At 62.2% G+C, this 19,557-nt stretch carries 18 protein-coding genes and 1 riboswitch; of the genes, 7 read left to right on the forward strand and 11 right to left on the reverse strand.

The features are described 5' to 3' along the window. Position 1 precedes the first annotated feature (1 nt). On the forward strand, positions 2-613 hold the full coding sequence (locus NKH36_RS01295) for a molybdopterin-dependent oxidoreductase (protein ID WP_352959770.1): 612 nt from the start codon (positions 2-4) through the stop codon (positions 611-613). After that, positions 610-1,356, forward strand: coding sequence for an FAD-binding oxidoreductase (locus NKH36_RS01300; RefSeq protein ID WP_352959771.1), 747 nt, complete (start codon positions 610-612; stop codon positions 1,354-1,356). Before NKH36_RS01295 ends, NKH36_RS01300 begins: the two co-directional genes overlap by 4 nt. A gap of 11 nt (positions 1,357-1,367) precedes the next feature. Here the strand turns inward: NKH36_RS01300 and NKH36_RS01305 are convergent, their stop codons facing one another. Together NKH36_RS01305 and NKH36_RS01310 are read right to left on the reverse strand one after the other, a co-directional pair. After that, positions 1,368-2,483, reverse strand: a complete 1,116-nt coding sequence (locus NKH36_RS01305) for an FAD-binding oxidoreductase (protein ID WP_352959772.1) — start codon at positions 2,481-2,483, stop codon at positions 1,368-1,370. Between the two features lie 23 nt (positions 2,484-2,506). After that, positions 2,507-3,754 (reverse strand): aromatic ring-hydroxylating oxygenase subunit alpha, encoded by a 1,248-nt coding sequence (locus tag NKH36_RS01310; RefSeq protein WP_352959773.1) that lies wholly within the window; start codon positions 3,752-3,754, stop codon positions 2,507-2,509. A 214-nt stretch (positions 3,755-3,968) separates the two neighbouring features. After that, positions 3,969-4,171, reverse strand: a riboswitch (cobalamin riboswitch). 521 nt (positions 4,172-4,692) lie between these two features. Between NKH36_RS01310 and NKH36_RS01315 the strand changes: the two genes are divergently transcribed. From NKH36_RS01315 to NKH36_RS01325, 3 genes are all read left to right on the forward strand, one after another. Further along, positions 4,693-4,899: a DUF680 domain-containing protein gene (locus NKH36_RS01315; protein ID WP_352959774.1), complete on the forward strand. Its 207-nt coding sequence runs from the start codon at positions 4,693-4,695 to the stop codon at positions 4,897-4,899. A 123-nt stretch (positions 4,900-5,022) separates the two neighbouring features. Next, on the forward strand, positions 5,023-5,247 hold the full coding sequence (locus NKH36_RS01320; protein ID WP_352959775.1) for a DUF680 domain-containing protein: 225 nt from the start codon (positions 5,023-5,025) through the stop codon (positions 5,245-5,247). An 87-nt stretch (positions 5,248-5,334) separates the two neighbouring features. Then, positions 5,335-5,571, forward strand: coding sequence for a DUF680 domain-containing protein (locus tag NKH36_RS01325; RefSeq protein ID WP_352959776.1), 237 nt, complete (start codon positions 5,335-5,337; stop codon positions 5,569-5,571). Between the two features lie 95 nt (positions 5,572-5,666). On the opposite strand, the gene NKH36_RS01330 is transcribed toward NKH36_RS01325, so the two are convergent. The 5 genes from NKH36_RS01330 to NKH36_RS01350 all read right to left on the reverse strand — a co-directional run bounded on the left by NKH36_RS01330 (position 5,667) and on the right by NKH36_RS01350 (position 12,236). Then, positions 5,667-6,779: an ABC transporter ATP-binding protein gene (locus NKH36_RS01330; RefSeq protein ID WP_352959777.1), complete on the reverse strand. Its 1,113-nt coding sequence runs from the start codon at positions 6,777-6,779 to the stop codon at positions 5,667-5,669. Between the two features lie 24 nt (positions 6,780-6,803). Further along, complete coding sequence (gene bglA / locus NKH36_RS01335) at positions 6,804-8,468, reverse strand: beta-galactosidase BglA (protein WP_352959778.1); 1,665 nt, start codon at positions 8,466-8,468, stop codon at positions 6,804-6,806. A gap of 4 nt (positions 8,469-8,472) precedes the next feature. Next, on the reverse strand, positions 8,473-9,627 hold the full coding sequence (locus NKH36_RS01340; protein WP_095493944.1) for a carbohydrate ABC transporter permease: 1,155 nt from the start codon (positions 9,625-9,627) through the stop codon (positions 8,473-8,475). Position 9,628: 1 nt separating this feature from the next. Continuing rightward, positions 9,629-10,642 carry a carbohydrate ABC transporter permease gene (locus NKH36_RS01345; protein ID WP_352959779.1) on the reverse strand — a complete coding sequence of 338 codons (1,014 nt, stop codon included), beginning with the start codon at positions 10,640-10,642 and terminating at the stop codon, positions 9,629-9,631. Between the two features lie 238 nt (positions 10,643-10,880). Beyond that, positions 10,881-12,236, reverse strand: a complete 1,356-nt coding sequence (locus NKH36_RS01350; protein WP_352959780.1) for an ABC transporter substrate-binding protein — start codon at positions 12,234-12,236, stop codon at positions 10,881-10,883. A 361-nt stretch (positions 12,237-12,597) separates the two neighbouring features. Between NKH36_RS01350 and NKH36_RS01355 the strand changes: the two genes are divergently transcribed. Then, positions 12,598-13,620 (forward strand): substrate-binding domain-containing protein, encoded by a 1,023-nt coding sequence (locus tag NKH36_RS01355; protein WP_352959781.1) that lies wholly within the window; start codon positions 12,598-12,600, stop codon positions 13,618-13,620. Positions 13,621-14,164: 544 nt separating this feature from the next. Beyond that, the gene (locus tag NKH36_RS01360; RefSeq protein WP_502911945.1) at positions 14,165-15,169 is read left to right on the forward strand and encodes a zinc-dependent alcohol dehydrogenase family protein; all 1,005 of its coding nucleotides are present in this window, start codon (positions 14,165-14,167) and stop codon (positions 15,167-15,169) included. 80 nt (positions 15,170-15,249) lie between these two features. Here NKH36_RS01360 and NKH36_RS01365 read toward each other — a convergent pair whose 3' ends face one another. The 4 genes from NKH36_RS01365 to NKH36_RS01380 are packed head-to-tail and all read right to left on the reverse strand — an operon-like array spanning position 15,250 to position 19,544. Further along, positions 15,250-16,089 (reverse strand): alkaline phosphatase family protein, encoded by an 840-nt coding sequence (locus NKH36_RS01365; protein WP_352959783.1) that lies wholly within the window; start codon positions 16,087-16,089, stop codon positions 15,250-15,252. An 8-nt stretch (positions 16,090-16,097) separates the two neighbouring features. Next, positions 16,098-17,750, reverse strand: coding sequence for an ABC transporter ATP-binding protein (locus NKH36_RS01370; RefSeq protein WP_352959784.1), 1,653 nt, complete (start codon positions 17,748-17,750; stop codon positions 16,098-16,100). Continuing rightward, positions 17,750-18,574: an ABC transporter permease gene (locus NKH36_RS01375; RefSeq protein WP_352959785.1), complete on the reverse strand. Its 825-nt coding sequence runs from the start codon at positions 18,572-18,574 to the stop codon at positions 17,750-17,752. The genes NKH36_RS01370 and NKH36_RS01375 overlap by 1 nt, the downstream gene beginning before the upstream one ends. A gap of 10 nt (positions 18,575-18,584) precedes the next feature. Then, on the reverse strand, positions 18,585-19,544 hold the full coding sequence (locus NKH36_RS01380) for an ABC transporter permease (RefSeq protein WP_352959786.1): 960 nt from the start codon (positions 19,542-19,544) through the stop codon (positions 18,585-18,587). Positions 19,545-19,557 lie beyond the last annotated feature (13 nt).

Consider the following 19,557-nt stretch of genomic DNA (forward strand, 5'->3'; position numbering starts at 1 on the left):
GATGGTCACCCGCGGCTTCTCGTCAGGACGAAAGCCCCCGACGGACACGGATGCGCGCATCCCGCCGGGGCAGTATCTCGAGCAAGGATTCCCGGTGCTGTCGGCCGGGCCGACGCCGCACGTGCGCACCGAGGACTGGTCGTTCACGCTCAAGCATGGACCGCGGCCGATCAAGAAGTGGAACTGGACAGAGTTCAACACGCTGCCTTTGACCAAGATGACCCGCGACATCCATTGCGTGACCGCATGGACAAAGTTCGACACGGCATGGCAGGGCGTGCTGGTCGACGATATTCTGGCGGATGCCGGCATTAAGCCACTGAGCCCCTTCATGCTGGCGCTGTCGTTTGACGGCTACACCACCAACGTGCCGACGAAGGATCTCACCGCCGGCAAGGCGATGGTGGCTCTGCTTTACGAAGGCAAGCCGATCACGCCGGACCATGGCGGCCCGGCGCGGCTGCTGGTTCCGCATCTCTATTTCTGGAAGTCGGCCAAATGGCTGAACGGGCTGCAGTTCACCGAACGTGACGAGCCGGGGTTCTGGGAATTGCGCGGCTATCACATCTATGGCGACCCGTGGCGCGAGCAGCGCTATACGGGCGATCCATGAGCGACGGGCCGGCGGCGCAGTCGCCCTGGCAGACCGTCACCATCCGGCGCATCGAAAAGCGCACGCCGCGCGTCACCAGCTTTTTCCTCGAGCCGTCGCGGCCCTTCGGCTATCGTGCCGGGCAGCATGTCGATGTCAGGCTGACGGCGCCGGACGGATATCAGGCGCGTCGCTCCTACTCGATCGCCTCGGCGCCGGAAGCCGGCGAAACGATCGAACTGGCGATCGAAAGGCTTGATGATGGCGAGGTCTCGCCGTTCTTCCACGATGTCGCGGCGGTCGGCGACGAGGTCGAACTGCGCGGACCGCTCGGCGGCCACTTCGTCTGGTCCGACAGCGACGGCGGCCCGCTTCTGCTGGTCGGCGGCGGCTCGGGCGTGGTGCCGCTGACGGCGATGATCCGCCATCGCACCGCGCGCAGATCGGCGGTGCCCGTGGCACTGGTGTTTTCCGCACGGGTCTGGGACGAGGTGATCTTTCGCGACGAGCTGATCGACTTCCACGATCGCCGTGACGGCTTCGATCTGGTGTTGGCGCTGACTCGCGAGCCGGCCCGGCGCCCGGCGGACTATTCGCGGCGGGTCGATGCCGGAATGATGGAGCAATCAATGGCACGGCTGCCCGCGCCGCCCAGGTTCGCCTTTGTCTGCGGCTCGAATGCCTTCGTGTCGGCCGCCGCCCAGGCGCTGATCGATGCCGGCGTTCCGGCAAGCCTCATCCGCACCGAGCGCTACGGGGTCTGAGCGCCCGTCGGTCAGGCGTCGATTTCCAGCGCCGACAGCGGCCTTGAGCAGCAGGCGAGGATAAAACCGTCGTCGATCTCGTGATCGAGGATGCCGCCATTGTGGCTCATCTCGACTGTGCCCGAGACCTTTTTCACCTTGCAGGTTCCGCACAGACCGAACTCGCAGGCCGCCGGGATGCGCACGCCCGATGCGCGCGCCGTCTGCAGCACGGTCTGGCCGGCAACGCAGTCCGCATCGACATCCGAAAGCGAAAAGCGGATCGGCGTTGCGGCCTCGGCAGGCGCCTCGACCCCGCCCTCTGCCGGCCCACCCTTTGCCGGCAAACCGAATGGAGCCGGTATTTCCTCCACCGCAGGGGCCGCAAAGCTTTCCTGATGGTAATTGGCCATCTCGAAGCCGGCCGCCTCCAGCATCTGCCGCACGGCGCGCATGAACGGGTCGGGACCGCAGCAGAAAATTTCGCGCTCACGAAAATCGGGCGCCAGCAGCGGCAGCCGTATCGCGTCGATCCGGCCCATGTGGCCGAACCAGCCTTCGCGGCTGGACCGCTCCTCGATCATGAAGCCGAGCGTCAGGCCCGGCATGCGGCTGCCGAGCAGTTCGAGCTCCTTGCGGAAGATGATCTCCTCGGGCTTTCGCGCGCAGTTGACGAAGCCGACATCGGTCCATGGCGCGCAATCGTTCAGCCAGCGCAGCATCGACATCATCGGCGTCACGCCGGAGCCGGCCGAAATGAACAGATACTTAGCCGCGGGGTGGCTGTGCAGCGAAAAGTCGCCGGTCGGCCCATAGGCTTTCACGTGAACGCCGGGTTTCAGATTGTCGAACATCCAGCGCGTGCCGAGGCTGCCGGCCTGCGCTTTCACCGTCACCGCGATCGAGAACGGCCGCGACGGCGAGGACGACAGCGTATAGGTCCGCATCAGCGGGCCCTCGGTGGTCGGCAATTCCAGCGTCACGAACTGCCCCGGTCTGTAGCGGAACCAGGTCTGGTTGTCGGAGCGGAAGGTGAAGGTCTTCACGTCCGGCGCCTCGTCGCTGACGCCGATCACTTCCAGCACCTGGAGCCTGTCGTTCCAGGGCGCCATCTCGTCGAGATGGCGGTAGAGGCCAAGGTCTGTCATCGCATTCATACCCTTGACCTTTCTCAGGCGACGCTGCGCAACGCCGCCCGGCCGTCCTCGGCAAGCCGCGGCCCGATGAAGAAGGCGTACCATTCGACGAACTGGATGACGCCGCCCTCATGCAGTTCAGAATAGGGGCCGGGCTCGTAGGCCGGCGACAGGATGCCGAAGGCGTTTTCCTCGACGATGCGGCGGTCCTGATCGTTGGTCTCGGTCCAGACATGGGTGAGTTCGGCGAGATCGTAATCGACGCCTTCGACCGCGTCCTTGTGGACGAGCCATTTGGTGGTGACGGCCGTTTCCGTGGCGCTGATCGGCAGCACGCGGAAGGTGACGGCATGATCGCCGAGAATATGGTTCCAGGTCGTCGGATAGTGGTAGAGCAGCAGCGAGCCGATGCGCTCGGTCGAAACGCTGTCGGAAAGGTTCTTCTTCACCGCGCGTCTTCCCGTCATCGTGTAGCTGACGGCATCGCGCAGCAGCGGCGCGCGGGTGGCACGATACTGCCCTGCCGGATCGATGCGGAACCTGCTCGGCAAGCCCGCCGCCTCGCATTTCGCCCAGTGCGCGAGCATCTCCGGATCGCTGTCGGCGCCCTGCACGCCAGTCACGGTCGGCGCTTCCGGGAAGGTCTTGCACAGTTCCGGATGGTTACCGGCGCAATGGTAGCACTCGCGGTTGTTCTCCCAGACGAGCTTCCAGTTGCCCTTCTCGACGATGGTCGATTCGAAGGCGATCTTTGCCTCGCGCAGCCGGTGCGGCAGGAGGTAGGGCTCGATCATGGCGCGCATCGGCGCGAAATCGGCGGGTTCCTTGGCCAGGCAGATGAAGATGTAGCCGCCAACGCTTTCGCAAGCCACTGGCTTTAGGCTGAACTGGCCCTTGTCGAAGCCCTCCGCCATCTGCCTTGCGAACAAAAGCCGGCCGTCCAGCTCGTAGGTCCACTGGTGATAGGGGCAGACGAGCTTTGCCGCCGTACCCTTGTCGGCATTGCAGACGCGGCTGCCGCGATGCCGGCAGGAATTGTGGAACGCATTGATCTTGCCTTGCTGGTCGCGAACCAGCACGAGCGGATAGTCGCCGATCTGCGCGGTGATGTAGCTGCCCGGCTTCGGCAACTCGCAATCGTGGCCGATGAACAGCCAGTCGCGATACCAGATCAGCTCCATGTCGAGCTTGAAGAAATCGGGATCGGTATAGAAGGGCTGCTCGAGCGAGTAGCCTTCCCTGCGGCCGTGCAAGAGCCTCAGCATGTCGTTGCGCGCATCCATGTCCTGTCCTCATAGCCGTCGCATCGGCCCGAAATCGGAATCGATTTCGGAAAGCACCATGCGCAATTCAAAGTCCGGGAGCCTACTTTGTGCGTCCGAATGGACGCACATCGCTCCAAAGCTGAACTGGTGGTGATGGAGGGAGGATCGGCCGCCAGCCGGCGACAGGGCCGGGCATGCATCATCCACCTCTTGACCGCCCACCGCGATCAGTCGAGTCTAGAAATCTCGGGCTGGTTTCCGGGCTCTGGAGTGTCCTTGCGGACTCATCGCGACACCTTCCCAGGCTTGTGGCCCAGTGGTCTCCCGTTGCGACTTGAACTCCACCACCGTTGCGGGGGCAGCGCCGGGTTCTGACCGGCTTCCCAATTCTCCGCTTCGTCGTCACCAAGCGGCACCTGAGATGGCGTGATCTAATCATGACGGCCGGCTGACTGTCGGCATGAAAGCGACATCGTATCCATGCGGCGCGACACGACCGGCGAAACCTGTGGGCCGGGATTTGAGGGGGATGAAATTGCACCCGGCTGCGAGCGCTGCCGGTTCTGAAAGCATGCCGGATTTACCCATTGCAGGCGCCAAAGTGGTTAACGATTCGACAACAACTCAGCACCGGCTTTTTAAGCCGCTTCTAAAATCGAACCGAACGGTTCGTTTCTGTTGACGATGCGTGCATGACGCTGTGAACGCAGGTTCGGCAATCCGTCAATGGTCGAACGGCGCCCTTTGGCATAACCGTCTGAAAACAAAACGTAAGGCGGTGCCGTTAGAAGCCTCTGGTACAATTTCAAGGTGTAGATTCTTGGTCCACACGGAACAACTTCGTGATTGGAATCTGCCGAATAGCCTTCCCACATCGGGGCTGTCCGAACGACGAGAATTCCTCCCAAGACACGCCGCTAGACGGACGGAAAACTAAAGATACTGGAGTACCAAAAATGAAAAAGATTGCTCTTACTGCCGTCGCCGTTCTGGCCATCACCGGCAACGCCTTTGCCGCTGGCAGCGACCATTATGGGTCCAACGGCGCCAACCAGCCGGCCGCTGCGGTCGACAGCTTGTACACGGCTTCCATTCAGAAGCCGACTCACGCTGAAAAGCCCGTTGTCCAGGGCGCAGACCGCAACCTTTTCGGCAACAATTAACAGCTGATCCCAGGTCATGATCCCGAAAAGTGGAAACCGGTTTTCGGAAAAGATCGTGGTCAAACAAGACAGAGCGGCGGCCAGGCCCGCCGCTCGGGATCTGAAAATTCAGGAGTACTAGAAATGAAGAAGATCATTCTTGCCACCGCCGCCATTCTGGCCATCTCCGGCAGCGGTTTTGCCGGCAGCGACAATTTTGGATCGAACGGCGCCAACCAGCCGGCCGCTGCGGTCGACAACAGCTCGTACACCGCTTCGATTCAGAATTCGGCTTCGGCGCAGAATCCGGTTCCGGCTGACGAGAAGCCCGTCAATGGCAGCGACCGTAATCTTTTCGGCAACAACTAATGTCGATCCCAGCAGCGGCCGCGGCATTGTCTTTTATCAAGACCAGGCCGGCCGCTGATGGAAAAAAGAAAATCCAGGAGTACTGAAATGAAGAAGATCGTTCTTACCGCTGCCGCACTTTTGATTGCTGCCGGCAGCGCCTATGCCCGCAACGACAACGTTGGCGGAACCGACATCAACAAGCAGGCGACCGTCAACGTCGACAACACGCAGACGTCCTCGGTAGGCAATACCGGCTCGCCGGTCTACAAGCTGCTCAATTCGTCGGGCGACGTACAGAAGTCCGCCCCGGAGGGCAGCGACCGGAACTTGTTCGGCCGCTAACAGCGAGCTGAATGCACAAGAGCGGCGGGCCTTGCCTGCCGATCTTGTTTTTGCCATCGCCAAATTGCGTGTATCCAGCAGTTTGGCTGCCGCCGTCAGGCTGCCTTTGCTTCCGCCTTGTGGAGTGTGAAGGAATGCCCGTCGGCATCGAAAATATGCAGATCGCCGGCATCGGCATTCAACCGCAGCGCAGCACCACGCTTGACCTCGACATTGCCGGGCAGCTTGGTCACCAGCGGCAGGTCGGCGCGGCCGATGTCGACATAGACGAGCTGAACCTCGCCGAGCTGCTCGACATAATCCACCGTTCCCTCGAAAAGGTAGTCCGTCCCGGTGGCGATCATCAGATCCTCGGGCCGCACGCCGAAGCTCACCGAAGCGCCCTTCGCTGAGGCCGGCGTGGCGATCGGCACCGTCGCCTTGCGCCCGCCGACATGACTGACGACGGTCGGGTCGCCTGATTTATCGATCGTCGCCGGCAGGATGTTCATTGCCGGCGAGCCGATGAACTGGGCAACGAACAGATTGCCGGGTTTCTTGTAGAGATCCATCGGCGTGCCGACCTGCTCGATATGGCCCTCCTTGAGCACGACGATGCGGTCCGCCAGCGTCATCGCCTCGACCTGGTCGTGGGTGACGTAGATCATCGTTGTAGCCGGCATCGACTCCTTGAGCTTGGCGATCTCGATGCGGGTGGCGACGCGCAGTGCCGCGTCGAGGTTCGACAGCGGCTCGTCGAACAGGAAGACTTTAGGGTTGCGCACGATTGCGCGGCCGATGGCGACACGCTGGCGCTGGCCGCCCGACATCGCCTTCGGCAGGCGGTCGAGATATTTGGTCAGCTGCAGGATTTCCGCCGCCTGGCGCACCCGCTTGTCGATCTCGGCCTTGCTCTCCTTACCGATCTTCATCGAGAACGCCATGTTGTCGTAGACGGTCATGTGCGGGTAAAGCGCATAGGACTGGAACACCATGGCGATGCCGCGCTTCGACGGTGGCACGTCGTTGACCACCTCGCCGTCGATTTTGAGCTCGCCGGAGGTGATTTCCTCAAGCCCGGCGATCGACCGCAGCAAGGTCGACTTGCCACAGCCGGAAGGGCCGACGAAGACGATGAACTCGCCCGACTTTATGTCGAGGTCGATGCCGTGGAGAATGTTGAGATTGCCGTATGATTTCTTCACTTGCCTTAGCGTGACATCGGCCATGATTCCCTCCAGTGAATCGCAAATTTAGCTGATACGCCCGAACCAGGCGCCGTAGCCGCCGAGACGGATAGAGCCGACGCCAGTCTGTCCCGAAAACCCGTGCCCCGGCAAGGGTTGCAGCGAGCGTCCGCCGAGATCGATTTCGGCCGGTCGGCTGCCGAGATTGAAGACGCAGACGATCTGCTCATTGCCCTCGCGACGCGTGAAGGCGACCGTATCGCCCTGGCTTTCGATGAAGTCGATATCGCCCTTGGCCAGCGCCGGATGCAGACGGCGGAAGGCAAGAAAGCGCCGGTAATGTTCGAGCAGCGAGCTGTCGTCGCCCTGCTGCACATCGACCGCTTGCGAAAGGTGCTTGGCGGGCACGGGCAGCCATGGCTTTGCCTTGGAGAAGCCGCCATTGCTGTCGTCGCCATTCCAGACCATCGGCGTGCGGCAGCCGTCGCGACCCTTGAATTCCGGCCAGAAGCGGATGCCGTAGGGGTCCTGCAGGTCCTCGAATTGCAATTCCGCTTCGCCCAGGCCAAGTTCCTCGCCCTGATAGATGCAGACCGAGCCACGCAGCGACATCAGCAGCGCCGAGATCACCTTGAGATAAGCGGTCCGGTCAGCCTCGCCCGCCGCCCAGCGCGAGGCAGTGCGCATCACGTCATGGTTGGAGAAGGCCCAGCACGACCAGCCGTCGCTGGCGACCTTGCCGAAGGCTTCCAGCACCGAACGCACCTTTGCCGCGCTGATCTTTTCGGGGGCCAGGAAGTCGAACGAATAGCACATGTGCACGCGCTTGCTGCCGGCGGTATACGCCGCCACCACCTCCAGCCCGCGCTGCGAATCGCCGACTTCGCCGACCGCGGCCGCAGCCGGATATTCGTCGAGCAGCGCGCGGAAGCGTTCGAGGAAGCCGAGGTTTTCGGGGCGGCTTTTATCGTAGAGATGGTCCTGGTAGTTGTAAGGGTTGACGGAAGGGGCGGTCTGGTCGTTGCGCTCTTCGGGCGGCAGCGGCGGATTGTCCTCCAGGCCCTGGCTGTGGAAGTAGAAATTGATGGTGTCGAGGCGGAAGCCGTCGACGCCGCGCTCCAGCCAGAAGCGGGTGACATCGAGCAACGCATCCTGGACCGCGCGGCTGTGGAAGTTGAGATCGGGCTGCTCGGCCAGGAAATTATGCAGGTAATATTGCTGGCGGCTGGTGTCCCACTGCCAGGCCGAGCCGCCGAAGATCGACAGCCAGTTGTTGGGTGGCGTGCCGTCGGGCTTGGCGTCGGCCCAGACATACCAATCCGCCTTCGGGTTGGCTCGGCTCGAGCGGCTTTCTTTAAACCACGGATGGATGTCGGCGGTATGCGACAGCACCTCGTCGATCATCACCTTGAGCCCGAGCCTGTGCGCCTCGGCGGTCAAGGCATCGAAATCGGCCAGCGTGCCGAACATCGGATCGACGTCGCAATAATCCGACACGTCGTAGCCAAAATCCTTCATCGGCGACTTGAAGAACGGCGAGATCCAGATGGCATCGACGCCGAGTGCTGCGATATAGGGCAGCCTGTCAATGATACCCCTGAGGTCGCCGATGCCGTCGCCGTTCGAGTCCTGATAGCTGCGCGGATAGATCTGGTAGATCACGGCACCTCGCCACCAGTCGCGGTCGACGGCGAGTTCTGGGCTCAACGTCGCTTTCACAGCGGATTGCATGATCTCAACCTCCCTTCACCGAGCCGGCGAGCAGCCCGCGGACGAAATAGCGCTGCAGCGAGAAGAACACGATCAGCGGCACGACTATGGTGATGAAAGCCGATGTCGTCAGGATCTCCCAGTCGCCGCCGCGCGAACCGAGCAACGCGTTGAGCTTGGCGGTCAGCACGATCTGGTCGCCCTCGGTGCCGAGGAAAACCATCGCAACCAGCAGATCGTTCCACACCCAAAGGAACTGGAAAATGGCGAAGGAGGCCAGCACCGGGAACGACAGCGGCAGCACGATCTTGACGAAGATCTCGAAATCGCTGGCGCCGTCGATGCGCGCCGATTCCATGATTTCGCGCGGCAGGCCGGCAATGTAGCTTCTCAGGAGATAGATGGCGAAGGGCAGGCCGAAGCCGGTATGCGCCAGCCAGATGCCGAGATAGGTTTTCGAGGGCACGCCGAAGAAGCTGCCGACGCCGTTGTAGAGCTTCAGCAGCGGGATCAGCGACATCTGCAGCGGCACGACCAAGAGGCCGATGATGACCGCGATGAGCAACGCCCGGCCGGGAAAGCGCATCCAGGCCAGCGCATAGGCCGCGAATGCCGCGATCAGGATCGGGATGACCGTCGCCGGAATGGTGACGGTCAGCGAATTCATGAAGGAGCGGCCGATGCCTTCCGAAAACAGCACCGTATTGTAATTGTCGGTGGTGAATTTCGGCGGCGCCGACGAGGCGTAGTAGACGCGCTGGCCGCGCTCGCCCTCGAAGGGCTTGGTTGAGGTCATGACGAAACTGCCGTCGGCGTTGAGCTGCAAGGTCTCGCCGTCGCCGAGATCGGCTGTCGTGCCGGCGGGATACTGCGTCGGCGCCGACGACTTGACGCCGAAGGCGCTGATGTCGCGGGCCGGATCGTCGCCGAAGATGTTGCCCTCGAGGACGAACTTGCCGTCCTTCTCGACTTGCGCCGAGGCGGGTGGCAGCCGGCCCGCTTCCGTCTGGGTGGAACTGGCGAACGAGTTCCACCAGCCCGAGGCGATGATCTGATCCTTGTCGCGCAGCGACGAGACGAGAATGCCGAGCGTCGGCACGGTCCAGATCGCGACGAAGATGAAGACCGCGATATGGACGCCGAAACGGCTGGCAAATGATTTTCCGGTCGCCACAGCCATCTCAATGCCCTCCCGTCTCTTTGTTCGCCTGGCGGATGTTCCAGACCATGATCGGAATGACTGCGATCATGATGATGATGGCGATGGTGGCGCCGCGGCCGAAATCACCGCCGCCGCGGAACATCCAGTCGAACATCAGATTGGCCAGCACCTGGCTGTTCCATTGGCCGTTGGTCATCGTCAGCACGATGTCGAACACCTTCAGCACCAGGATGGTGATGGTGGTCCAGACGACGGCAATCGTGCCCCAGATCTGCGGCACCATGATCTTCCAGAAGATCTGGAACGGATTGGCGCCGTCGATGACGGCCGCTTCCAGCGTCTCTTCGGGGATACCCCGCAAGGCAGAGGACAGGATGACCATGGCAAAGCCGGTCTGGATCCAGATCAGGATGATCATCAGGAAGAAATTGTTCCAGAACGGCAGCGATATCCAGACCTGCGGCTGGCCGCCGAAATACTGGATGATGGCGTTGAGCAGGCCGATCTGCGTCTGGCCCGCGCCGCGATACTCGTAGATGAATTTCCAAATGACGCTGGCGCCGACAAACGAGATAGCCAACGGCAGGAAGATGAGGCTCTTGGCGATGGTGCCCCACCAGATCTTGTCAGTGAGGACGGCGATGATCAGCCCAAGGAAGGTGCAGGTGGCCGGCACCACCGCCAGCCAGATGATGTTGTTGAAGATGGCGTTGCGGAACTCGCGGTCGCCGAACGCCCATTCATAGTTGGCGAAGCCGACGAAATTGTTGCCACCACGATCGAGGAACGACAGCCTCAGCGTCTCCACGACCGGGTAGATCAGGTAGATGGTGAGGATGATCATGGCCGGGCCGACGAACAGCCACGGCCGGATCATCCCCTGCCGGCGCAGATTGTCGATGGCCGCAACACCTGAAACGCCGCGCGACGGGAAGATGATGTCCACCAGCTTGTTAGCGCCCCAAAAATAGGCGACGCAGCCGCCGACGCCGACGACGATGACGAATATGGCCGAGAAAATCTGAGCCGCCACAGGTCCCTCCCTCTGCGCTTGACCCGCCGGTCGAGAATGGCTTTGGCGACGGGATCATGGGCCGATTCAGTTGTTTGGAATGCGACCGGACGCAAGGCAGGTTCTACTCTTGCTGGTCGCGCGTCATGCCGGAATGTGCTCACAAACAAAGAATGCTGCGGCGGGCCGCCGGTCGGATCCGGCCACTAAGGCCCGGATCCATTCAGGATCGGTAATCCGCACGTTCAGCCGGGACCGCCTATTTGATCGCGTCCCAGCTCTTCTGGATGTCGGTGGCTACATCCTGGGCGGACTTGCCGCCGACGAGATCGATCATGCCGGTCCAGAAGGCGCCGGCGCCGATCTTGCCCGGCATCAGATCGGACCCGTCGAAGCGGAAGGTCGAGGCTTCGGCAAGGATTTCGCCCTGCTTCTTCAGCGCGTCGCTGGCATAGGCGTCCTTGTTGACCGATTTGAGAGGCGTGACGAAACCGCCCTGGGCCATCCAGATCTCATGGGCGAGCGGCATCTTCAGGAATTCGATGAACGCGCGGGCACTCTTGCTATCCTTGGTGATCATGGCCAGCGTGCCGGCGCCGAGCACCGGGGTGCCGAGGTCGGGCTTGGAAGCGTAAGGTGGGAAGTAGAAGAAGTCGGCGTCCTGGCCGATCTCAGTGCCTTCCGGGAAGAAGGTCGGGATGAACGACGCCTGGTGGTGCAAATAGCATTTCGGCGGCACCGAGAAGAGGCCTTTCGGGCTGTCGCGGAAGTCGGTCGCTGCAACCGCCTTGGCGCCGCCGTCGACCATCTTGTCGTCGGTCGCGATCTTGCCGAAAATGTCGATGGCGTTGACCACCGCGGGATCGTTGAACGGAATGTCGTTCTTCACCCACTTGTCGTAGGTCTCGGGCGTCTGGGTGCGCAGCATGATGTCCTCGACCCAGTCGGTCGCCGGCCAGCCCGTGGCGCCGCCCGAACCGAGCCCGATGCACCATGGCGTGCCGCCGTCGGCGATGATCTTCTTTTCGAGCTCGGCGAGCTCTTCCTGCGTCTTCGGCACCTCGTAGTCGGCTTCCTCGAAATTGTCAGGCGAGTACCAGACCAGCGATTTCACGTCGGCCTTGTAGGGGAAGGCGAAGAAGCCCGGCTTGCCGTCCTTGTCGTTGAAGGTGCCGAGATCGACCCATGACTGGCCGGCGCCGTAATTGTCCTTGATCCAGTTAGCGGTGTCGTCGCCGAGCGGCGTCAGCAGGCCCTTGGACGCCAGATCCTGGATCAGGCCGGGCTGCGGCAGCACGGCGATGTTGGGCGGGCTGCCGGCCTGCGTGTCGATGACGATCTGCTGTTCGTAATTTTCCGACGAGGAGTATTTGATCTCGGCGCCGGTGGCTTCCGAGAAATAGTCGAGAACGGTGCGGATGAGGCCCTCGTCCTCGCCGCGCCATGGCCCGAAGATCGACAGCGTCTCGCCCTTGAGGTCGACCTTCTTGAGCTCTTCGTAGTTCGCCCAGTTGAAGCGGGGGTCTTCGCCCGGCTTGAACTTCAGTTCGGCTTGCGCCGGCCCGCCCAGGACGAGCGCGACAAACGCGGCTCTCAGCAGAAGCATTTTCTTCATCGATATTCCCTCCCAGTGGTGACAAACACCGGACGGAACCTCCATTCCGTCCGCCGACGCTGCAGGACTGTGACTCAGTCGGAAAGGAACCGCAACCTTTCGAAGAGTCTTCCAAAGCGCTTTGGTGCTTTCGATCACGCCATTGAATGGATCAGGAGTCAAGAGGGAGGTAAGCTAATCGATCAATTCTGCCGGCATGAGGAGCAACTAAATTGCGACGCAGCATGCTTTTTGGCGCTGCAGCAGCAAATTTTGCTTCAAACCGGTCAGAAACAGTGCTTATGGTCTTAGATGCAGCAGCGCTGCCGTGGCGGGGCCGACAATCTATTGTTAAAAGCGCTTTGAGGTTTGGAGGCCTCCGGTGAACCTCAAACAGCTTTCCCACATGCTGGCGCTTTCGCAAACAACGGTAAGCCGTGCGCTCAACGGCTACCCGGAAGTCAACGAGGAAACGCGCCGGCGGGTGATCGACGCCGCCAAGCGCCACGGCTACCGTCCCAACCCCAGCGCGCGCCGGCTGGCTACCGGCAAGACCGGGATGATCGGTTATGTCTTGCCGACCGGGACGGCCGTCGACATCGACCCGCATTTCGTCGAATTCCTGTCCGGTCTCGGCGATTACGCCCGTTCGCACGAACTCGACCTGGTGCTGTCACCGGCCGATGCCGACGATCAGGAGACGACCTATCGGCGCATCGTCGCCAACCGGCAGGTCGACGCCGTCTACATCTCCTCGCCGAGGCCGGCCGACCGGCGGGTGGCGCTGGTCAGCACGCTCGGCATCCCGTTCATCGTCCACGGCCGCAGCGACGGGCTCGATTTCGACTATCCTTTCACAGACATCGATAATGAGGGCGCCTTCCACGACGCGGCACGGCTGCTCGTCCAGCTCGGCCACAGGCGGCTGGCGCTGATCAACGGCGACGACCGCGAGACCTTCGCCATTCACCGCGAGCGTGGCGTTCGCCGGGCGCTGGCGGCGAGCGGTCTGGTGCTTGGCGAAGGCCATGTCTGTTCCCTCGCCATGACCGAGGAGAACGGCTACCGCGCCGCCAGGCGCTTACTTGAGCAAAGCGATGCGCCGACCGCGATCGTCTGCTCCAGCCTGATCATGGCGCTCGGCGTCGTGCGCGCGGTGCGCGATCTCGGCCGGACCATTCCGGGAGACCTGTCGCTGATCGCCCATGACGACGTCTTCCCCTGGCTGAAGCCGGAGAATTTTTCGGTGCCGTTGTCGACGACGCGCTCTTCGATCCGCTTGGCCGGCGCGCGCATCGCCGAGCGGCTGGCGGCACGGATTTCCGGATTGGAAGAGGGCGCCCGCGGCGAAGTCTGGCCGGTCGATCTGGTGATCAGGGGATCGGTCGCCGGCGCACCGGTCTAGGGGTCCGGAAAAACCGCGTTCGATCCATTTGCGGACGTCTGCCACCGGATGCCTTCTCCGCCGCCATATGTTGAAAGATTTCGTAACCGGCCGACAAGCGCGCGATCGGTCTCCGTCGCTGCCGTCATGGCCGGTCGAGCCGCCCGGCTCCTGTCTGCTCTGTCGCCGATCGGCCCAAAAAGGTTCACCGCTTTCCGCCCGGAATTTCGAAAGCCGAGTCAGGGGCGCGAAGCAAAAAGGCGGCCATGAGGCGGCTCATGCGCGTCGGGTCAGGTGCAGTCGATCAGCCTCGGACGGAGCGTCATTGGACGACACCGCCGCGCAGGGAGTCCCGACAGTTTTGTAACTCACCGGGTCCGCTGCCGGGCGACTAAGGTCCCGATCGCAACCACAACCCAGTTGAAGAAGCCGAATGTCATGACCAACAACAGCTTTGCGGCCGCGATTCTCGTGGATCGATTGCCGATGCCGGTGTCGACGCGGTCAAAGCATCCACGCGATTGGTGGGGCGCATGAAGCCTTGCGCGGTCGGAAGGAGCTTTCCATGAGACTGATTAGGCTGAAAGCGCCGGGTGGCTTGGAAAATCTTAAGCTGCTCGAAGAAGATTGTCCGGAACCAGGCCCGGGTGAGTTGCTGGTCAGGATCCGGGCGTGTTCGTTGAATTTCCACGACAGCATGGTGGCGCTGGGAAAGAAACCGTGCGCCGATGGCCGTATCCCGCTGTCCGATGGCGCCGGAGACGTGATTGCGGTCTCAGACGATGTTCACGAGTTCAAGGTCGGAGATGCCGTCGTCAGCACATATTGGCCCGATTGGCTGGCCGGCGATCCGACGCCTGCCAATAAGAGGGGCGAATTGGGAGATGATGTTGACGGCTATGCCCGCGAATATGTGTGCATGCCCTCGCATGCTTTCACAAAGGCACCGGCCGATTTCACACATAGGGAGGCGGCAACGCTTACCTGCGCCGGGGTCACCGCTTGGAGAGCCCTTATGGTGTGCGGCCAGGTAAAGCCCGGTGATACGGTGCTGGTCCTTGGCACGGGAAGTGTATCGTTGTTCGCGCTGCAATTCGCAAAGATTGCGGGCGCTCGGGTTATTGCCACCTCTTCATCGGAGGAGAAGCTGGAGAAGCTCAAGCGGTTTGGAGCCGACATTGTCGTCAATTACAAGGCAGTGCCGGATTGGGGCCAGAACGCAAGGGTTTTGACGGACGGACGCGGCGTCGATCATGTGATCGAGGTTGGCGGGCCCGGCACGTTGGCGCAGTCGATAACAGCTTGCAGGATGGGCGGCCACATCGCACTGATCGGAGTCTTGACTGGCTTTGCCGGACAAGTTTCGATTCCGGCCCTGTTTTCCAATCAGATTAGGGTCAGCGGAATCTCGATTGGCAGCAGGGCAGACCAAGAAGACATGATTCGTGCCATAGAGGCCAACCGTTTGAAGCCTGCTATCGACCGCGGTTTTCCGCTGCAGGAGATCGTCCATGCCTTCAAGCACTACGAGTCCCACAAGCATTTTGGCAAGGTCTGTCTCGAACTTTAACTGCTGTATCCAGCCTCCATTGGCCTCGCGCATCCCCCTGGGCTTCATGTTCTCCGCAAGCAAGCGGGCCAGTCACCCGTTCAGTCGAGAAACGGCCTGGCCTTCATCGTGGCCGGCACCGGCACGCCGAGGCGCGCAAGCACCGTCGGCGCAAGCTGCAGCTGGTCGAGCAGCGTATCGGCTTCTGGCCCCTTGCCTGGGCCAAAATAGTAAAGCGCAAAATCCTGCATCTCGTCGTCATGGCCGCCATGATGGCCACGATCGGTCTGGCCGTGATCGGCGGTGACGATCACCTCGTAGCCGGCTTCCCGCCAGCGCGGCAGGAAGGCGGCGAGCATGCCGTCCATCGCATAGACGGCTTGGTCCATCTCATGGCAGTTGTGGCCGAAGCGGTGGCCCATCGAGTCCAGCGTGCAAGTGTGCAGGATGCCGTAGTCGATGCCGTGGCGTCTGGTCAGCATGGTCAGCGTCGCGAACAGGTCGACGTCGCTCGGCGTCATTTGGTTGCGGGCATTGTAGCCGGTCATGGTGTGGAACCGGCCATGCGTGATCGGCCCGCCCGGCTCGTCGAACTCCATGTCCTCGACCAGGTCGAAAGGATAGGCCCGGAAGAATTCCGACCAGTAGGAATGGGTGACCGCGCCGGTCTTGCCACCGGCCTTGCTGACCTCCGAGAAAATATCCGGTTGCTCGACGCGGAACCGGTTCTCGTTGGTCAGGATACCATGCACCTGCGGCGCCACCCCGGTGTGGATCGAGGCATAGCAGCAGGCCGAGGTCGACGGCAGCACGGAGCGCATCTTCCAGACGCGCGCTTCGCCCGATAGCACCCAGCCTTCGAGATTGCCCATCAGCCGGCGCCAGTTGCGATAAGGCACGCCGTCGAGGATGATCAGCAGAAGTTTTGTCTTCAGCGCCACCGGGGTGTCTAATTCCCCGCGCTGGCCATGCGCCGTCCCTTGATCGCCTTTTCCAGCCAGCCGATCTCCATTTCGGGGACTGAGGACAAGAGAAGGTCGGTGTAGGCATCGAAGGGCGGCGCCAGCACCTGGCTCTTGGCGCCGTAGCGCACCACCTCGCCGCGATACATCACGGCGATCGAATCGGCGATCGACTTCACCGTGGCGAGGTCGTGGGTGATGAACAGATAGGCGACGTTTTCCTCCTTCTGCAGCTCGAGCAGCAGCTTCAGGATGCCATTGGCGACCAGCGGGTCGAGCGCCGAGGTGACCTCGTCGCAGATGATCAGCTTCGGCTTGGCGGCAAGCGAGCGGGCGATGCAGACGCGCTGCTTCTGGCCGCCGGAAAGCTCGGCCGGGTAGCGGTCGACGAAACCCTTGCCCATCTCGATCTTGTCGAGCAGCTCGGCGACGCGGGCGTCACGTTGCCTCCCACGCAGACCGAAATAGAATTCAAGCGGCCGGCCGATGATGGTGCCGACGGTCTGGCGCGGATTCATCGCCACGTCGGCCATCTGGTAGATCATCTGCAATTGCCGGAGATCCTCTTTCGGCCGATCGGCAAGCCGGTTGGCGAGCGGACGTCCATCGAAGGTGACGGTGCCCTCTTCGGGTGGCAAAAGGCCGGTGATGGCGCGCGCCAGCGTCGACTTGCCCGAACCGGACTCACCGACCACGGCCAGCGTCTGGCCCGGATAGATGTCGACCGAGACGTTCTTCAGCACCTTGATATGACTGCGGCCATAGGCGGCGGTGATGTTCTTGACCGACAGGAACGGTGTCGTGCCGGGCTTCTGCTCCTGGTGCTCGATCTCATGCACCGAGACCAGCGCATTGGTGTATTCCTGGCGCGGTTCCTTGATGATCTGGCGGGTGCCGCCCCATTCGACAAGCCGGCCATGGCGCAGCACCATGATCTCGTCCGAGACCTGCGCTACGACGGCAAGGTCGTGAGTGATGTACAGCGCCGCGACATGCGTGTCGCGGATAGCGTCCTTGATCGCCGCCAGCACGTCGATCTGCGTCGTCACGTCAAGCGCCGTGGTCGGCTCGTCGAAGACGATCAGGTCGGGCTCGGAGCACAGCGCCATCGCCGTCATCACGCGCTGCAGCTGACCGCCCGACACCTGGTGCGGAAAGCGCTCGCCGATGCTTTCGGGATTCGGCAGGCTGAGCTTCTTGAACAGCGCGATGGCGCGCTTTTCGGCCGCGGCCCGCGTCGCCGTGCCGTGCAGCAGCGTCGCCTCGACCACCTGGTCCATTAGCCTGTGCGCCGGGTTGAACGCGGCGGCAGCCGATTGCGCGACATAGCAGACCTCGCAGCCGCGCAGCTTGCGAAAGCCCTCCTTGCCGCCCTTGAGGATGTCGCGGCCGTTGAGGATGACCTCGCCGCCGGTGATGCGCACGCCGCCGCGGCCGTAGCCCATAGACGCCAGGCCGATGGTCGACTTGCCGGCACCGGACTCGCCGATCAGGCCGAGCACTTTGCCCTTCTCGAGTGTCAGCGAGACGTCGTGGACAAGCACGATGTTCTTCGGCGCCTCGCCCGGCGGGAACACCGTGGCCTCGATACGCAGATTGCGGATGTCGAGCAGCATGGACTTTGCTCGCTGGTCAGCCATCACCCGCGCCCTCCCTTCAGGCTTGTCGTGCGGTTGAGCACCCAGTCGGCGACAAGGTTGACGGAAATCGCCAGCATCGCGATCGCCGCCGCGGGGATGAGTGCCGCCGCGATGCCGAAGACGATGCCGTCCTTGTTTTCCTTGACCATGCCGCCCCAGTCGGCGCTAGGCGGCTGCACGCCGAGCCCGAGGAACGACAGCGTCGACAGGAACAGCACGGCATAGATGAAGCGCAGGCCGAGTTCCGAAACCAGCGGCGACAACGCATTGGGCAGGATCTCGCGGAAGATGATCCACGTGCTGCCTTCGCCGCGCAGCTTGGCCGCCTCGACGAAATCCATGACATTGATGTCGACGGCGACCGCCCGCGACAGGCGGTAGACGCGGGTCGAGTCGAGAATGCCCATGACCAGGATCAGCGTCACCAGATTGGTCGGAAGCACCGAGAGCACGACGAGGCCCATAATCAGCGTCGGGATCGACATCAGGAGATCGACGAGGCGCGACATAAGCGTATCGAACCAGCCGCCGAAAACCGCCGCCGAGAAGCCGAGGATGGCGCCGAGCGAGAACGACAGCGCGGTGGCCAGCACCGCGATGAACAGCGTGACGCGGGCGCCGTAGATCATGCGCGAAAGAAGGTCGCGGCCGAGATTGTCGGTGCCCAGCCAATGTGTCGCCGACATCGGTCCCCAGACATCGCCGACGATCTCGCCATTGCCATACGGCGCGATCCACGGCGCGAAGATTGCCGCCAGCACGAACAGCGCAGTCAACACCAAGCCGATCAGCGCAGGGATGGGGATGCGTTTTATGTCGAGCATGCCCGCTCCCCTATTTCGGATGTCTGAGACGCGGATTGGCGATGATCGCCGCTATGTCCGCAATGATGTTCAAGCTGATGTAGACGGCGGCGAAGATCAGGCCGACCGCCTGCACCACCGGCACGTCGCGCTTGGTGACGTGGTCGACGAGATATTGCCCCATGCCGGGATAGACGAAGATCACTTCGACCACGACGACGCCGACGATGAGATAAGCGAGGTTGAGCATGACGACGTTGATGATCGGCGCGATCGCATTGGGAAAGGCATGCCTGCGAATGACGGCGAATGCCGAAAGCCCCTTGAGCTCGGCGGTTTCGACATAAGCGGACTGCATGACATTGAGGATCGCGGCGCGCGTCATGCGCATCATATGAGCCAGAACTACTAGCGTCAGTGCCGCCGCCGGCAGCATGATCGCCTGCATGCGCTCGCCGAAAGGCATTCCGTCATAGACCGTCGAGATGCCAGGGAAAATCTGGTATTTCACGGCAAAGAAATAGACGAGCACGTAGCCGATGAAGAATTCGGGAAACGACGTTGAGGCAAGCGCCAGTCCGGAGATCAGCTTGTCGACCCAGCCATTGCGGTAGCGCACTGCGATCAGGCCGAGGATGATCGCCAGCGGCACGGCCACGACCGCCGCCCAGAAGGCGAGGAACAGCGTGTTCCATAGCCGTCCCTTGATCGACGTCGCAATATCCTGCCCGCTCGACATGGCGGTGCCGAGATCGCCGGTCACGACGCCGCCGAGCCAGCGGAAATAGCGGATAAGGGCCGGATCGTTGAGGCCGAGCTGCTCGCGCAGATTGGCGAGCGACTCCGGTGTTGCCGACTGTCCGAGAATGGCTTGCGCGACGTCGCCGGGCAGGATCTGGGTGCCGGCGAAGATCAGGACCGATACGGCCAACAGCAAGAGGATGCCCAGCGCAATGCGCTGGGCCACCAGTTTCACGATGGGTGAGGACATATCCGCAAGGCCG

Source organism: Mesorhizobium sp. M1312 (genome assembly GCF_040318115.1).
Lineage (GTDB): Bacteria > Pseudomonadota > Alphaproteobacteria > Rhizobiales > Rhizobiaceae > Mesorhizobium.

Coding starts and splice junctions, on each gene's coding strand:
- NKH36_RS01320 (WP_352959775.1), top strand. CDS start 5,023: ATGAAGAAGATCATTCTTGCCACCGCCGCCATTCTGGCCATCTCCGGC.
- NKH36_RS01310 (WP_352959773.1), bottom strand. CDS start 3,754: ATGGATGCGCGCAACGACATGCTGAGGCTCTTGCACGGCCGCAGGGAA.
- NKH36_RS01305 (WP_352959772.1), bottom strand. CDS start 2,483: ATGACAGACCTTGGCCTCTACCGCCATCTCGACGAGATGGCGCCCTGG.
- NKH36_RS01375 (WP_352959785.1), bottom strand. CDS start 18,574: ATGCTCGACATAAAACGCATCCCCATCCCTGCGCTGATCGGCTTGGTG.
- bglA (WP_352959778.1), bottom strand. CDS start 8,468: ATGCAATCCGCTGTGAAAGCGACGTTGAGCCCAGAACTCGCCGTCGAC.
- NKH36_RS01330 (WP_352959777.1), bottom strand. CDS start 6,779: ATGGCCGATGTCACGCTAAGGCAAGTGAAGAAATCATACGGCAATCTC.
- NKH36_RS01380 (WP_352959786.1), bottom strand. CDS start 19,544: ATGTCCTCACCCATCGTGAAACTGGTGGCCCAGCGCATTGCGCTGGGC.
- NKH36_RS01350 (WP_352959780.1), bottom strand. CDS start 12,236: ATGAAGAAAATGCTTCTGCTGAGAGCCGCGTTTGTCGCGCTCGTCCTG.
- NKH36_RS01360 (WP_502911945.1), top strand. CDS start 14,165: ATGAGACTGATTAGGCTGAAAGCGCCGGGTGGCTTGGAAAATCTTAAG.
- NKH36_RS01325 (WP_352959776.1), top strand. CDS start 5,335: ATGAAGAAGATCGTTCTTACCGCTGCCGCACTTTTGATTGCTGCCGGC.
- NKH36_RS01295 (WP_352959770.1), top strand. CDS start 2: ATGGTCACCCGCGGCTTCTCGTCAGGACGAAAGCCCCCGACGGACACG.
- NKH36_RS01340 (WP_095493944.1), bottom strand. CDS start 9,627: ATGGCTGTGGCGACCGGAAAATCATTTGCCAGCCGTTTCGGCGTCCAT.
- NKH36_RS01370 (WP_352959784.1), bottom strand. CDS start 17,750: ATGGCTGACCAGCGAGCAAAGTCCATGCTGCTCGACATCCGCAATCTG.
- NKH36_RS01300 (WP_352959771.1), top strand. CDS start 610: ATGAGCGACGGGCCGGCGGCGCAGTCGCCCTGGCAGACCGTCACCATC.
- NKH36_RS01315 (WP_352959774.1), top strand. CDS start 4,693: ATGAAAAAGATTGCTCTTACTGCCGTCGCCGTTCTGGCCATCACCGGC.